The sequence below is a fragment of the Bradyrhizobium sp. UFLA06-06 genome, assembly GCF_054820065.1.
In genome coordinates, this window is the sequence record NZ_JADFUD010000060.1 from 1 (window position 1) to 12783 (window position 12783).

The 12783-nt window shown below is 65.0% G+C and carries 15 protein-coding genes; 8 read left to right on the forward strand and 7 right to left on the reverse strand.

What is annotated here, in order from left to right:
- From IF803_RS33825 to IF803_RS33835, 3 genes are all read left to right on the forward strand, one after another.
- The coding region (locus IF803_RS33825) for a DUF2855 family protein (RefSeq protein WP_461195103.1) at positions 1 to 509 on the forward strand (509 nt) is incomplete at its 5' end.
- Between the two features lie 111 nt (positions 510 to 620).
- Complete coding sequence (locus IF803_RS33830; RefSeq protein ID WP_461195104.1) at positions 621 to 2408, forward strand: flavin-containing monooxygenase; 1788 nt, start codon at positions 621 to 623, stop codon at positions 2406 to 2408.
- 102 nt (positions 2409 to 2510) lie between these two features.
- Positions 2511 to 3488, forward strand: coding sequence for a peptidyl-alpha-hydroxyglycine alpha-amidating lyase family protein (locus tag IF803_RS33835; RefSeq protein ID WP_461195105.1), 978 nt, complete (start codon positions 2511 to 2513; stop codon positions 3486 to 3488).
- A gap of 163 nt (positions 3489 to 3651) precedes the next feature.
- Here the strand turns inward: IF803_RS33835 and IF803_RS33840 are convergent, their stop codons facing one another.
- Positions 3652 to 5412: a chloride channel protein gene (locus tag IF803_RS33840; RefSeq protein WP_283067672.1), complete on the reverse strand. Its 1761-nt coding sequence runs from the start codon at positions 5410 to 5412 to the stop codon at positions 3652 to 3654.
- A 191-nt stretch (positions 5413 to 5603) separates the two neighbouring features.
- Here IF803_RS33840 and IF803_RS33845 point away from each other — a divergent pair, with 191 nt between their 5' ends.
- Positions 5604 to 6161, forward strand: coding sequence for an HNH endonuclease (locus IF803_RS33845; RefSeq protein WP_420966983.1), 558 nt, complete (start codon positions 5604 to 5606; stop codon positions 6159 to 6161).
- A gap of 54 nt (positions 6162 to 6215) precedes the next feature.
- On the opposite strand, the gene IF803_RS33850 is transcribed toward IF803_RS33845, so the two are convergent.
- The 4 genes from IF803_RS33850 to IF803_RS33865 form a co-directional block, all read right to left on the reverse strand.
- On the reverse strand, positions 6216 to 6428 hold the full coding sequence (locus IF803_RS33850) for a hypothetical protein (protein WP_028333636.1): 213 nt from the start codon (positions 6426 to 6428) through the stop codon (positions 6216 to 6218).
- A 29-nt stretch (positions 6429 to 6457) separates the two neighbouring features.
- Positions 6458 to 6613, reverse strand: coding sequence for a hypothetical protein (locus IF803_RS33855; protein WP_461195107.1), 156 nt, complete (start codon positions 6611 to 6613; stop codon positions 6458 to 6460).
- Positions 6614 to 6690: 77 nt separating this feature from the next.
- Complete coding sequence (locus tag IF803_RS33860) at positions 6691 to 6918, reverse strand: DUF6894 family protein (protein WP_411779531.1); 228 nt, start codon at positions 6916 to 6918, stop codon at positions 6691 to 6693.
- Between the two features lie 16 nt (positions 6919 to 6934).
- Positions 6935 to 7129, reverse strand: a complete 195-nt coding sequence (locus tag IF803_RS33865; RefSeq protein WP_461195109.1) for a hypothetical protein — start codon at positions 7127 to 7129, stop codon at positions 6935 to 6937.
- A gap of 224 nt (positions 7130 to 7353) precedes the next feature.
- Between IF803_RS33865 and IF803_RS33870 the strand changes: the two genes are divergently transcribed.
- From IF803_RS33870 to IF803_RS33885, 4 genes are read left to right on the forward strand one after another with little or no spacing between them, the layout of a single operon-like run.
- A complete protein-coding gene (locus IF803_RS33870; RefSeq protein ID WP_461195110.1) occupies positions 7354 to 7842 on the forward strand; it encodes a MarR family winged helix-turn-helix transcriptional regulator in 489 nt (162 codons plus the stop codon).
- A 2-nt stretch (positions 7843 to 7844) separates the two neighbouring features.
- Positions 7845 to 9896: an FUSC family protein gene (locus IF803_RS33875; protein ID WP_461195111.1), complete on the forward strand. Its 2052-nt coding sequence runs from the start codon at positions 7845 to 7847 to the stop codon at positions 9894 to 9896.
- On the forward strand, positions 9893 to 10099 hold the full coding sequence (locus tag IF803_RS33880; RefSeq protein WP_461195113.1) for a DUF1656 domain-containing protein: 207 nt from the start codon (positions 9893 to 9895) through the stop codon (positions 10097 to 10099). Before IF803_RS33875 ends, IF803_RS33880 begins: the two co-directional genes overlap by 4 nt.
- On the forward strand, positions 10096 to 10962 hold the full coding sequence (locus IF803_RS33885; protein ID WP_461195115.1) for an efflux RND transporter periplasmic adaptor subunit: 867 nt from the start codon (positions 10096 to 10098) through the stop codon (positions 10960 to 10962). The genes IF803_RS33880 and IF803_RS33885 overlap by 4 nt, the downstream gene beginning before the upstream one ends.
- A gap of 18 nt (positions 10963 to 10980) precedes the next feature.
- Here the strand turns inward: IF803_RS33885 and IF803_RS33890 are convergent, their stop codons facing one another.
- Both IF803_RS33890 and IF803_RS33895 read right to left on the reverse strand, forming a co-directional pair.
- Positions 10981 to 11844 carry a tetratricopeptide repeat protein gene (locus IF803_RS33890; protein WP_461195116.1) on the reverse strand — a complete coding sequence of 288 codons (864 nt, stop codon included), beginning with the start codon at positions 11842 to 11844 and terminating at the stop codon, positions 10981 to 10983.
- A gap of 37 nt (positions 11845 to 11881) precedes the next feature.
- On the reverse strand, positions 11882 to 12535 hold the full coding sequence (locus tag IF803_RS33895) for a FecR family protein (protein ID WP_170991508.1): 654 nt from the start codon (positions 12533 to 12535) through the stop codon (positions 11882 to 11884).
- Positions 12536 to 12783: the final 248 nt, after the last annotated feature.

The window sequence follows — 12783 nt, forward strand, 5'->3', positions numbered from 1 at the left end:
ATCTCGTGCACAAACGGGGTATCCCGGTGATCGGGCTGACCTCCAGGGGCAATGTCGATTTCGTCAGCTCGCTCGGCTGCTACGACGAGGTCGTCACTTACGACCAGGTCACCGCGATCCCGTCGGCCGAGCCTACAGCCTATGTCGACATGGCCGGCAACAGTGCGCTGCGCGAAAATCTGCACCGGCACTTCGGCGCGCAGATGGTCTATTCCGGCCGGGTCGGGCTGACGCATCGCGCCAGCGAGGCGGAGGAGCCGATGCTGCCCGGCGCCAAGCCGGTGTGGTTCTTCGCCCCGGACCAGATCCGCAAGCGCGCCAAGGAATGGGGACCGGGCGGCATCGACCAGCGCTTTGGCGCCGCATGGACCGAGCTCGTGCCGCATCTGCCGAAATGGCTTGATGTGGTCGAGCGGCGCGGCCCGGCCGCGGTGCGCGAGGCCTATCTCGATACCCTGCAGGGCCGCGTTCCGCCGGATCAAGGCCTGATCCTGTCGCTGGCCGAATAGGCGCTATCCCGTCGCGCCCTTTCTGCGTGCCTTCGAATAGGTATAGGCTTTGCGGAAAGGGAACGCCGCCAAGAAAACGTCAGCAAGGCGGCCGATGACGAGAAACGCTCAATGCTCGACAAGACGGACGATATTTCGGTCGCCGCCGACAATTGGCTCGTGCAGTTCGAAGATGCGCTGGCCAGCCCCGACGATGTGCTGCTGAAGCCGCTGTTCCATCCCGACAGCTACTGGCGCGACGTGCTGGCGCTGAGCTGGAACATCCAGACCGTCAACCGGACCTTCGCGATCATCGAGGAGCTACCGGCGCATGCGCGTCACAGCGCGCCGCATGACTTCCGCATCGATGCCGATCGCGCCCCGCCCCGACGGGTGACGCGCGCCGGTACCCATGCGATCGAGGCGATCTTCAAATTCGAGACGGCGGTTGGCCGCGGCCACGGCATCGTGCGGCTGATCCCTGATGCCGCCGACGACGATCGGCTGAAGGCCTGGACCTTGCTGACTGCGCTCGAGGAGCTGAAGGGTTTTGAGGAGCAGCAGGGCCACACCAGGCCGCGCGGACAGGCCTATTCGCGCGACTTCCGCGGCCCCAACTGGCTCGACCTGCGCCAGGCATCCGCCGAATATGCCGACCGCAACCCTGATGTCCTGGTGGTCGGCGGCGGACAGGCCGGGCTTGCGATCGCCGCGCGGCTGCAGCAGCTCAAGATCGACGCGCTGATCGTCGACCGCGAGGCGCGCGTCGGCGACAATTGGCGCAAGCGCTATCACGCGCTGACCCTGCACAACCAGGTACAGGTCAATCACCTGCCCTACATGCCATTCCCGCCGAACTGGCCGACCTACATCCCGAAGGACAAGCTCGCCAACTGGTTCGAATCCTATGTCGATGCCATGGAGCTGAACTTCTGGACCGGCACGGAATTTGTCGGCGGCAGCTATGACGACGCAACGGGGCGTTGGACCGTCGAGCTGCGCCGCGCCGACGGCACGACCCGCAAGATGCAGCCGCGCCATGTCGTGATGGCAACCGGCGTCAGCGGCATCCCCAATCTGCCCGATATCCCCGGCCTGGAGAATTTTTCCGGCAAGGTCATGCATTCCAGCCGCTACGAGGACGGCGAGAACTGGACCGGCAAGCGCGCGCTCGTGATCGGCACCGGCAACAGCGGCCACGACATCGCGCAGGACCTGCACTCCTCGGGCGCCGGGGTCACGCTGGTGCAACGCTCCTCGACGCTGATCACCAATATCGAGCCGTCGGCGCAGCTCGCCTATGCCGCCTACAATGAAGGTACGCTCGAGGACAATGATCTGATCGCGACCTCGATGCCGCTCGTGCTCGCCAAGCGCAGCCATGTGCTGATGACCGAGCAGTCGAAGCAGCTCGACAAGCCGCTGCTCGACGGCCTCGCGCGCAGGGGCTTCAAGCTTGATTTCGGCGATGGCGGTACCGGCTGGCAGTTCAAGTACCTGACCCGCGGCGGCGGCTATTACTTCAACGTCGGCTGCTCCGATCTCGTCGCGAGCGGTGCGGTCGCCCTGCAGCAATTCGCCGACATCGACACCTTCGTGAGCGAGGGCGCGCGTCTGAAGAGCGGCGAGACGATTGAGGCCGACCTGATCGTGCTCGCGACCGGCTACCGGCCGCAGGAAGAGCTGGTGAAAAGACTGTTCGGCGAGGCCATGGCCGCGCGCGTCGGCCCGATCTGGGGCTTTGGCGACGGCCAGGAGCTGCGCAACATGTACACCCGCACGCCGCAGCCCGGCCTGTGGTTCATCGCCGGCAGCCTCGCGCAATGCCGCATCAACTCGCGCTATCTCGCACTGCAGATCAAGGCGATCGAGGGAGGCCTGTTGCCGCGCGACGTCGGGCCACGGGCGGATCTTTCGTAGAAACCTGCCGTCGTTCCGGGGCGCGAAGCGAACCCGGAACCTCGAGATTCCGGGTTCGATGCTGCGCATCGCCCCGGAATGACGATCTTGGGGAGACATCTTATGCCAACCATCCTCGGCACCGGCGAACACCGCTATCGCGTGGTGGAGAACTTCGCAAAGCTGCCCGACGGCTGGAGCCTGACCGATGTCGCCTCCGTCGCCGTCGACAGCAAGGACCGCGTCTATGTCTTCAACCGCGGCGACCATCCGATGGTGGTGCTCGACCGCGCAGGGAATTTCATCAAGAGCTGGGGCGAAGGCGTGTTCTCGCGCGCCCACGGCCTGCACATCGATGCCGACGACAATCTCTATTGCACCGATGACGGCGACCACACCGTGCGCAAATGCTCGACCGACGGCAAGGTGCTGCTGACGATCGGCATCCCGAACAAGCCGGCGCCATTCATGAGCGGCGAGCCGTTCCATCGCTGCACCCACACCGCGCTGTCGCCGAAGGGTGAGATCTATGTCTCCGATGGCTACGGCAATGCCTGCGTCCACAAATACACGCCGGATGGCAAGCTGATCAAAACCTGGGGCGAGCCCGGCACCGATCCCGGCCAGTTCAACATCGTGCACAACATCGCGACCGACGCCGACGGCTGGGTCTACGTCGCCGACCGCGAGAACCACCGTGTCCAGGTGTTCAACGGCAACGGCAAATACGAAACGCAGTGGAACAACCTGCACCGGCCCTGCGCCCTGTGCTGCTGCGGCGGCGGCAAGCAGCCGAACTTCGTGATCGGCGAGCTCGGCCCCGGCATGGCCGTCAATCGCAAGGTGCCCAATCTCGGCCCGCGGCTGTCGATCGTGGATCACACCGGAAAGCGCATCGCGCGCCTCGGCGGCGAGCAAGGCCCCGGCGTCGAGACCGGCAAATTCCTGGCGCCGCACGGCATCGCGCTGGATTCACGCGGCGACATCTATGTCGGCGAGGTCGGCGTCACCGACTGGAAGACCAGCTTTCCGGACACCGAGATGCCGGCCGCGGTGCGCGTGACGCGATGCCTGCAGAAGCTGGAGCGGGTGACGGGGTAGCCGCGCTGTATTGAAGCAGAGCGCCTACAATATCACCGTCACCCTGAGGAGCGCGCATCGCGCGCGTCTCGAAGGGTCGACGGCCACCAGCGGGGCCGTGCATCCTTCGAGACGCCGCTTCGCGGCTCCTCAGGATGACGGGACGAAAAGCGCTCCCGCGCAATCAAATCTCGCCGATCACCTCGCGGCGGCGCTGCTCGGATTCTTCCGCATAGCGCCGCATGGCGTGCGCTTCGGTGAGCAGGCCGATCGGCCGCCGGTCGCCGTCGCCCTCGACCACGGCGAGGGATTCCGCTTCGGCTGCGTCGAACACCGCGATCGCCTCCTGGACGTTCATGCCGGGATGCAGCACCACGTCGGCGTAGCGCAGAATGGCGGCAAGTCCCTTGTCGGCCTCGAGATCCGGCGCGTGCGCTTCGGCGACCAGCGCGAGCCCGGCGTAATGCCCCTCGCCGTCGACCGCAACGACCTGGGTCTTCGAGCCCGGCGGGAATTCCTCGCGGAACGCCTCGATCGGCATCGCGGCGTTCACCGTCGTCATGTCCTGCCGCATCATCTTGCCGACCGTGAGATCGCGGATCCAGCCGATATCGGCGGCGCTGCGGATGGTCTCGCCGCGCAGATGCAAACGCCAGGTCGCGAACGAATAGCCGAACAGCTCGCGCGTGATCGTGGTCGAGATGATGACCGCGACCAGCACCGCGGTGGTGAGCCAAAGGTTGCCGGTGGATTCCAGCGCGATGAACGACATCGTGAGCGGGCCGCCGATCACCGAGGCCGACAGCGCGCTCATGCCGATCACCGCATAGGCATTGGGGTCGAGGTTCAGCCCCGGCCACACGATGTCGACGCCGGCCGCGAACAGCCGGCCGCCGAGCGCGCCCATGAACAGCGTGGCGAAGAACAATCCGCCACGGAAGCCCGAGCCGAGCGAGATGATCGAGGCAACCGCCTTCAGCGCGAACACGCCGGCGATGAAGGCAAGCGGCATCGCCACGATGCCGGCGAAGCGCAGCGCGCCGTGGCCCGACGACATCACCTGCGGCGTCAGCAGCGCCATCGCGCCGACCGCAAGCCCGCCGAGCGCCGGCCGCAACGGCGGCCACAGCCGGCTCTTGGTCAGCAGCGCCTCGCACAGCGTCACCCCGCGCATGATCGCGATGCCGGTCAGGGCCGCGACCATGCCGAGCAGCGCGGCAATCGCAAGATCCCGCCCGAGCACATCACCGACGGTTCCGACGCCGACGCCGAGCGGCAGCGGCTCGAAGGCATGGGCGACGAAGTAGCCGGTCACCGCCGCCACGCCGACCGGGGTCAGGCTGGCCGGCGTATAGCCGCCGATCACAAGTTCGAAAGCGTAGAACGCGCCCGCAAGCGGCGCGCTGAAGGCGCCGGCGATCGCCGCCGCCGCGCCGCATCCCACCATGATTCGCTGGTCGTTGCGGCGGAGGTGAAAGCCGCGGCCGAGCGAGGCGGCGAGGCCGCTGGAGAGCTGGGTATAGCCGGCCTCGAGCCCGACCGAGCCGCCGACGCCGCTCGACCAGATCGTCTGCAGCGCCACGATCACGCTGCCGCGGAACGACATCCGTCCGCCATAAAGCGCGTTGGCCTCGATCGGGTCGATTTCGCGGGCCGGCCGGACCCGGAGCAACAGAAGGAACGCAAATCCCAGCAGCAGGCCGCCGATCGTGGGAACCACGAGCGCGCGCACGGGATCGATGCTGGGCTGGCTCGACAACCGGTCGCCGAGCGGCAGATTGAACAGCACCGAATGCAGCACCGTGACGAGGCCGCTCATGACCGCCACCACGAGGCCGCCAATAGCGCCGATCAGCACCGCCAGCACCACAAGGCTCGTCTCGTGCGCGCGCACGAACGCGCGCAACCGGCGCGGCGCCTCAAGATAGCTCGACGTCGTGGTCATCGGCAGGGTCCGTCACTGGCCGACAGGGCCTTGCGGCTCCCTTTACGGGCCTCGCGGGCGGGAGGCAATCGGGGCAGGAACATGGCAGGGCGCGGCGGATAAGCCGCTCATTGCTCTTCACAATCCCGTCACGCTGCCTGTAGTATGTGAGTGCATGCTGCTTCGCAGCTAATGGGAGTCAGGAGCGTTATTTGAACGCACATGTCTCGCAAGGCGGTTGGCCGGTGCTGGTCTTGAATGCGGACTTCCGGCCGCTGAGTTATTACCCGCTGTCGCTCTGGTCCTGGCAGGACGCGATCAAGGCGGTGTTCCTCGATCGTGTCAACATCGTCGAATATTACGACCGCGCGGTACGAAGTCCTTCCTTCGAAATCCAGCTGCCGAGCGTCGTATCCCTCAAGTCCTTCGTCAAGCCGACCACCCACCCCGCCTTCACCCGGTTCAACGTTTTCCTGCGCGACCGATTCAGCTGCCAGTATTGCCTGTCGGGCGACGACCTCACCTTCGATCACATCATTCCGCGCAGCAAGGGTGGCCAGACCACCTGGGAGAACGTCGTCGCCGCCTGCTCGCCCTGCAATTTGCGCAAGGGCAATCTGACGCCGCAGCAAGCCAAGATGTTTCCGAGGCAGACGCCCTATGCCCCGACCGTGCATCAGCTGCATCGCAACGGCCGGCTGTTTCCGCCGAACTATCTGCACGAGAGCTGGCTCGATTATCTCTACTGGGATACAGAGCTCGATCCGTAGAGCGCGCTGGCGCGCGTCGTCCTCACACCGAATGCAAGCCGTACTGCTGTGGTTTCAGGCGGGCCGCTTGGTGAGCGCTGCCTCGCCCTCCTCGCGTCCGGGTACGCTGACGTGGACCTCGTGCCCCATCCTGATCGCCAGAGCCGCGGCCGCCGCCGCCGATTCGAATGCAGCTTCCTTGGTGGCGTATCCGCCGTTGAGATTGCCGTCGTGCAGGACGCCCCATTCCTCGCCGGCCGCAATCACCGCATATTGAGCCAATCCCATCGTCTCCTCCTTGCGCCAGCGGCGCTGCGTCAGGTCTCATTCCGCTTGTATCTCTCGCGGACGACCTCCTCGCCGGCCTGCACCGCGCGCCTGCTAAAAAAATGGTGCTGAAGCACGCCGAAGATCAAAGCGGTCAGAAGCACGAGCGCTCCGATGCCGTAGATGATTTCAAGGCCCATATCCATTCGGTCTCTCCAAGCCCTGCTCTCGAAGCCTTGCTCTCGAAGCCTTGCTCTCTTGCCGCCCGCCGGGGCGGCATCGTTCATCCGCTCTTCGCGGCGCTGTCGATGCTTTCGCGGTGAATTTCGCGGGCGTCGCTGCCGATCACCGAGATGAAGTAGCCGCGTCCCAGATATTCCTGTCGGGTTTCGGCAAGGTCGATGGCGAGCCGCTTGGCCACCGCAATGGCTTCATCGCGGTCGGCAACCGGCTGGCCGGTTGCATCGATCACGCGCTCATCATTCACGATCGCGAAGTGAAAGGCGGGCATTCGCTATCTCCGCGCATCACTGCGTGTTCGATTCATGCCACTTTTCCAGATCCGGCTTCTCGTCTCCGGAGCCCTTCGCGTCTCCTGAGCGCCCCGCGTCTCCGGAGCGCTGCTCCTTCTCCGGGTTTCCCTTCCACGGCTTGTCAGTTTGCGCGTGGGAACCCCAGTCGCTCGGGCGTCCGGAATCTGGCGTGACGGGCCTTCTGTTCATGACAATCTCCTCAGGAACAGAAGCGTCTGTAACCCGATGCGTTCCTAACCGGCCGCGCTCAAGGTCCGCCCGCAACCGAGCCTGCGATCACCATAACCAGCGCATCGAGGTCGATCGTGCAGCAGTATTGACGCTCCCTCACTCAGGATCGCATTCGCGTGATCATCCGCGATGTTCGGAGCCATATTATTGCATCCTAATAGTTCGCATCCTATCTAATTTGCATGCCGCCTTCGCAGTCCCATATCCACGCCGAGATCGGTCGCCTGGTGACCAGGCTCGCCCGGATCTGGCGCCGCGAGTCGGATCAGGCCTTGTCCGACCACGGCCTGTCCTACGCGACGGCGATTCCGCTGCTGGTGTTGTCGCGCCAGGGGGAAACCGTCCGGCAGGGCGTGCTGGCCGATGAACTGGGAATCGAGGGGCCCTCACTGGTGCGGCTGATCGATCTGCTCCAGTCCGAAGGCTTCGTCGAGCGTCGCGAGGACCCGACCGACCGGCGCGCCAAGACGCTGCATCTCACCACGAGCGGCGAAGCCAAGGTCGAGGAGATCAACCGGGTACTGCGCCGCGTGCGGGCCGGCCTGCTGAAGGATATCGGCAGCGCGGAACTTGCGGTAACCTTCGAGACGCTGCAGCTCATCGAGCAGCGGGCGAGCCGCCTGCAGGACGCCAGGACTGCACCAGCCAAGACTGCTCCAGAGGCGAAATAGTCATGCGCGCGGAAGAGCCGTTCCTGGTCCGCCACGCGGACCTCGTCTTCGCGTTGAAGACGTTCGCGGCGTCGATGCTGGCGCTCGTCATCGCCTTGGCGATCGATCTGCCGCGCCCCTATTGGGCGATGGCGACGGTCTACATCACCTCCCAGCCGCTGGCCGGCGCGACCAGCTCGAAGGCGTTCTTCCGCGTGATCGGCACGCTGGTCGGCGCGAGCGTCACGGTCGCCCTGGTGCCGAACCTGGTCAATGCGCCGGAACTGCTGTGCCTCGCGATCGCGCTCTGGGTCGGGCTCTGCCTTTATCTGTCGCTGCTTGACGGTACGCCGCGCAGCTATGTCTTCATGCTGGGCGGATATACCGTCGCACTGATCGGCTTTCCGTCGGTGGCTGACCCTGGCAGCATATTCGATGTCGCGCTGGCACGGGTCGAGGAGATTTCGCTCGGCATCATCTGCGCGAGCCTGGTGTCGACAGTGGTGTTTCCGCGCAGCGTCGCGCCGGCTGTCGGCGGCCGCGTCAGGAGCTGGCTAGCGGATGCGCGCCGCCTGTCGCGCGACGTGCTGCTTGACCATGGGACCAGCGAGACGCACCGGGCCCAACGCCTGCGTCTTGCGACCGACATCGTCGAGATCGATACGCTGGCGACCCATGTCTCCTATGACCGCCTGGCCGACGTCGGCACCGTGCGTGGCCTCGGTGAGGTCCGGCTGCGCATGCTGATGCTGTTGCCGATCATCACGTCGATCGAAGACCGGCTTGCCGCACTCGGCGAGGCGGCGCTGCAAAGGCAACCGGAGCTACGGCGCCTGATCGACGATCTCGCCGCATGGATCGTGGACGAGGACCGCCAGCGGCAATCCGGCGAGCAGATCCGCGCTGCAATCGCCGAGCGGCAATCCGCGCTCGACGGCGTCGTGTCGCGGGAGCGCATCATCACGATCAGCCTGCTGCTCCGGCTCCGCGAGCTTGTCGACATCTCGGCCGATTGCCGCGCAATAGGTGACGCGATTGCCGCGGGCCGGGACATCTCCACCGTCCCGCTGGCGTTTCACCCGGAGTCGGGAGCCGCGCCGGTCCGTCATCGCGACCACGGCATGGCGCTATGGTCCGCCGCGGGGGCGGCGGTGGCCATCCTGATCTGCTGCGGTCTGTGGATTGCGACCGGCTGGGCCGATGGCGCCTCGGCGCCGATGATGGCGGCGGTCGCCTGCTCGTTCTTCGCTGCGCAGGACGAGCCGGCGCGCAGCATCCGGGCCTTCGGGCTGTTTTCGCTGGTCGCGATCGTCGTCGTCGCGATCTATCAGTTCGCACTGGTGCCGGGCATATCCCATGTCGAGGTCCTGATCGCAGCGCTGGCGCCGACCTTCCTCCTGTACGGTTTTTTGATCGCACGGCCAAAAACCGCGCCGATCGGCATGGCGCTCGCCGCCAACACCGCGACGCTGCTCGCGCTGCAGTCGACCTACAGCGCGGATTTCGCCAGTTTCGCCAACACGTCGGTCGCCTTCTTCCTCGGTGTTGTCATCGCGGAGATCGTGACACGGATCGCGCGCGGCGTCGGCGCCGAATGGATCGCCAAGCGGCTGATGACGTCGAGCTGGCAGACGCTCGCGGTCGCGGCCGAGCGACGCGGCCACGGCGATCGCGCGCAGTTTGCCGGCGTGATGCTGCATCGGCTCGGCCTATTGGTCCAGCGGATCGCCTTCATCTCCGAGAGCGACCGCCGCGATGCCGACAGCCTGGTCCAGTTGCGCATCGGGCTCAACATCATCGACCTCCGGCGGGCCGGTTACGGCCTCGCCGCGTTGACCGTGCGTGCCATCGACAACATGCTGGACGACCTCGCGGCGGCGTTTCGCGCCCATGCGGACGAGGCAATGTCGGCCGAATTGCTGACGTCCATCGATGCAGCGCTGTCCGCGGTCGTCAAGGATCCCAATGAGCGCGCGCGGGACGATGCGTTGCTCGGCCTCGTCGGCATCCGCCGCGGCCTGTTTCCGGATGCGCCCGCCTATCGATCGCAGCCCGAGGAGAGCTTTGCCGCATGAGATATGAGCTCGACATTTACGGCGTGCTCGTTCCGGCGCTGCTGCTGTGGCTGATCGTTGCCTATGCATTGAGCGCGGTGGTGAGCCGGATCATGCAGCGCTTCCGGTTCTACCGGCTGGTCTGGCATCGCGCGCTGTTCAATTTCGCCCTGTACGTATGCCTGCTCGGCGTCGTGGTCTATCTTTCGGAGTTTCTGCCATGAAAGGGAATTTCGCCTGGCTCGGTCGGGTTGCGCTGACCGCGGTCGCCGTCATCGCCGCACTCGCTGTCGCTCGCGCGCTCTGGGCCTACTATATGGAATCGCCATGGACCCGCGACGGCAGGGTCCGCGCCGACGTGATCCAGGTGGCTCCCGACGTCTCCGGCTTCGTCACCGACGTACTGGTCAAGGACAATCAGCCGGTGCGTCGCGGCGACATCCTGTTCCGGATCGATCGCGCACGCTTTGCCCTGGCACTGAAGCAGGCCGACGCGGCGGTCGCCGGCCATCGTGCGACGATGGATCAAGCTGACGCCGACCTCAAACGCTACAGCTCGCTGACCACCGATGCGGTGTCGCAGCAGAAGCAGGAGCAGGTTCTGGCGACGCAGCTGCAGGCCAAGGCGGCCTATGACCAGGCGGTCGCCGACCGCGCCGTCGCGCAGCTCAATCTGGATCGCAGCGAGGTGCACGCTTCGGTGAACGGCACCATCACCAATATGGACCTGCGGCCGGGCGCCTACGTCACCGCAGGCAAGGGCGTGATGGCGCTGGTCGACACCGACACGCTGCATGTGGAAGGCTATTTCGAGGAGACCAAGCTCGCGCGCATTCGCGTCGGCGACAAGGCGCAGATCCGGCTGATGGGCGAGCCGGCGCGGCTCACCGGACATGTCGAGAGCATTGCGGCCGGCATCGAGGATCGAGACCGCGCGGCAGGCGCGAGCCTGCTCGCAAACGTCAATCCGACCTTCAGCTGGGTTCGGCTCGCACAGCGCATCCCCGTGCGCATCGCGCTGGACCATCTGCCGGATCGCATCGCGCTGGTCGCCGGCCGTTCGGCGACGGTCGAGATCATGGACTAGCCGGCCGGGCCGCACTCGCTATTGCACGCCGTAGCGCGTGAAATCGTCGCCGATGCTGCCCTGGATCGCCTTGGCCGCCGCGATGTCGATATTGCCGCCGGCCTTGTCGCCCCGCTTCAGCTTCGCGAGCCCCCGTCCATAGAGTGCGCTTGCGAGCTTGGGGTCGATGCGAAGTGCGGAGCTGTAGTCGGCAATCGCCGCGCCAAGCTCGCCGGTCTTCAGATAGATCAGGCCACGCGAGTCATACGTCGCGGCGTTGGCGGGCCCCGATTGAAGGGCCTTGTTGCAATCCTCCAGCGCCGCCTGCAATTCGCCAAGGATGGCCCGGCTCCAGCAGCGTCCGCTCCACACCCCGTCCAGGTTCGGCTTGAGGCGAATGGCCTCGTCGTAGTCCTGCACCGCGCGCGCATAATCGTTCTTCTTCAAATAGGCGCCGGCGCGGTTGGCGAAGGCCTCGCCGTAACTCGGGTTGAGCCTGATCGCCTGATCGAAGGCGTCGGTTGCGCGATCATATTCGCGCTTCCTGAGGTAGGCCACGCCGCGGTTGTTGAACGGCTTGGTGTAGGCCGGATTGAGCTCGATCGATCGATCAAAATCCCGGATGGCGCCGTCGTAGTCTCCCTTGGCCGCGTAGGCGTTGCCACGGTTGTTGTAGGCGATCGCGAGGCCGGCAGGGGTCATGTCCTGACCCGCATCGATCAGCGCCGTGCAAGCAGCAACGCGCGCGTCGGCCGGTGTGCGATCAAGGCCGCTGCACAATCCGATGGTGCGGAGATAGTTGTCCTTCTTCGGGTTCTGCGCGATCGCAGGCAACGCGGCGAGCATCGCAACGAGAAGCGATGTCAGGCTGACAATTGCGCCGGCGCTTGCACGAAGTTTCATATCGGGCCTTGCTTGCACGAAACGGGCTGCGCCTGGCCTAGCACCCTCGACAGATGTTCGGATTGAACTTGTGGAGGGTGTTTTGCTCAGGTTGCTGCGGCGTTCGTGTCCCGACCTTCCTGACCTTGCTCTTGCCCTCTTCAACGAGCGTGGCGAACTTCACCGTTCCATCGTCCGATATCTCGATGCGTGGCGTTGTGCCTCGAATGCCCATCGTTGCCACGGGAGTGTCGATCTTCATGTCGCCGGTCTTCGCAATGTTGCCGGCAACGAAGGTGAACGTCCCGTTGGTCAGTTTGAGTAAGGTCGAGTTTGACTTGCCGTTCGGATCGTACACGAACTCGGTCATCGCCATCTTGGCGTTGCTCGACAGATTGAACGAAGTGCCGTCGGTGAAATTGATCCCGACGCGTCCGTCAGCCCCAGTTTGCACCACGTCGCCCAGATAAACGGGGTCGCCAACCTGCGCCTGAGGCAATTTGCCAGGCAGCCCTGCCTGAACGACGACTGCACTCGGATGTTCGATCGTGACCGAACCGGTGGCGGCTACGACCCTTCCGATGAATTTCAATTGAATATTGTCGACCGCGGGCTGGGCCGGTTCGGTTTGCGCCTGCACCTGGCCGGGCGTGAGCGTTGCGAGCGCCAGAACGAAGCTTGCAAGCAATTGAACAATCAAATGGATGCGCACGATCCCCTCCTCGAGAAGGTCTTGTCGTGTCGTGGCTCGATGGGTGGTCGGAACCGCCGGGCCGAGACTGCAGGACCTTGAGTGCCAGACGAGTTGTCGCGGACAGGCCTAAATGCCTGACGCAGTTCGACTAAAAATTAATAAGTGGACAATTTGCATGGTAATCATACTATTAATTTTGCGGGGCTGCACGCGCGATAAAGGACAGCAGTGCTGTCATTTTCGTATTGCTCCCCACAGTATTGGAA

Bases quoted from the DNA above. Each gene is read 5' to 3' on its own strand.
- IF803_RS33830 (WP_461195104.1), top strand. From the start codon at position 621: ATGCTCGACAAGACGGACGATATTTCGGTCGCCGCCGACAATTGGCTC.
- IF803_RS33835 (WP_461195105.1), top strand. From the start codon at position 2,511: ATGCCAACCATCCTCGGCACCGGCGAACACCGCTATCGCGTGGTGGAG.
- IF803_RS33840 (WP_283067672.1), bottom strand. From the start codon at position 5,412: ATGACCACGACGTCGAGCTATCTTGAGGCGCCGCGCCGGTTGCGCGCG.
- IF803_RS33850 (WP_028333636.1), bottom strand. From the start codon at position 6,428: ATGGGATTGGCTCAATATGCGGTGATTGCGGCCGGCGAGGAATGGGGC.
- IF803_RS33855 (WP_461195107.1), bottom strand. From the start codon at position 6,613: ATGGATATGGGCCTTGAAATCATCTACGGCATCGGAGCGCTCGTGCTT.
- IF803_RS33860 (WP_411779531.1), bottom strand. From the start codon at position 6,918: ATGCCCGCCTTTCACTTCGCGATCGTGAATGATGAGCGCGTGATCGAT.
- IF803_RS33865 (WP_461195109.1), bottom strand. From the start codon at position 7,129: ATGAACAGAAGGCCCGTCACGCCAGATTCCGGACGCCCGAGCGACTGG.
- IF803_RS33870 (WP_461195110.1), top strand. From the start codon at position 7,354: ATGCCGCCTTCGCAGTCCCATATCCACGCCGAGATCGGTCGCCTGGTG.
- IF803_RS33875 (WP_461195111.1), top strand. From the start codon at position 7,845: ATGCGCGCGGAAGAGCCGTTCCTGGTCCGCCACGCGGACCTCGTCTTC.
- IF803_RS33880 (WP_461195113.1), top strand. From the start codon at position 9,893: ATGAGATATGAGCTCGACATTTACGGCGTGCTCGTTCCGGCGCTGCTG.
- IF803_RS33885 (WP_461195115.1), top strand. From the start codon at position 10,096: ATGAAAGGGAATTTCGCCTGGCTCGGTCGGGTTGCGCTGACCGCGGTC.
- IF803_RS33890 (WP_461195116.1), bottom strand. From the start codon at position 11,844: ATGAAACTTCGTGCAAGCGCCGGCGCAATTGTCAGCCTGACATCGCTT.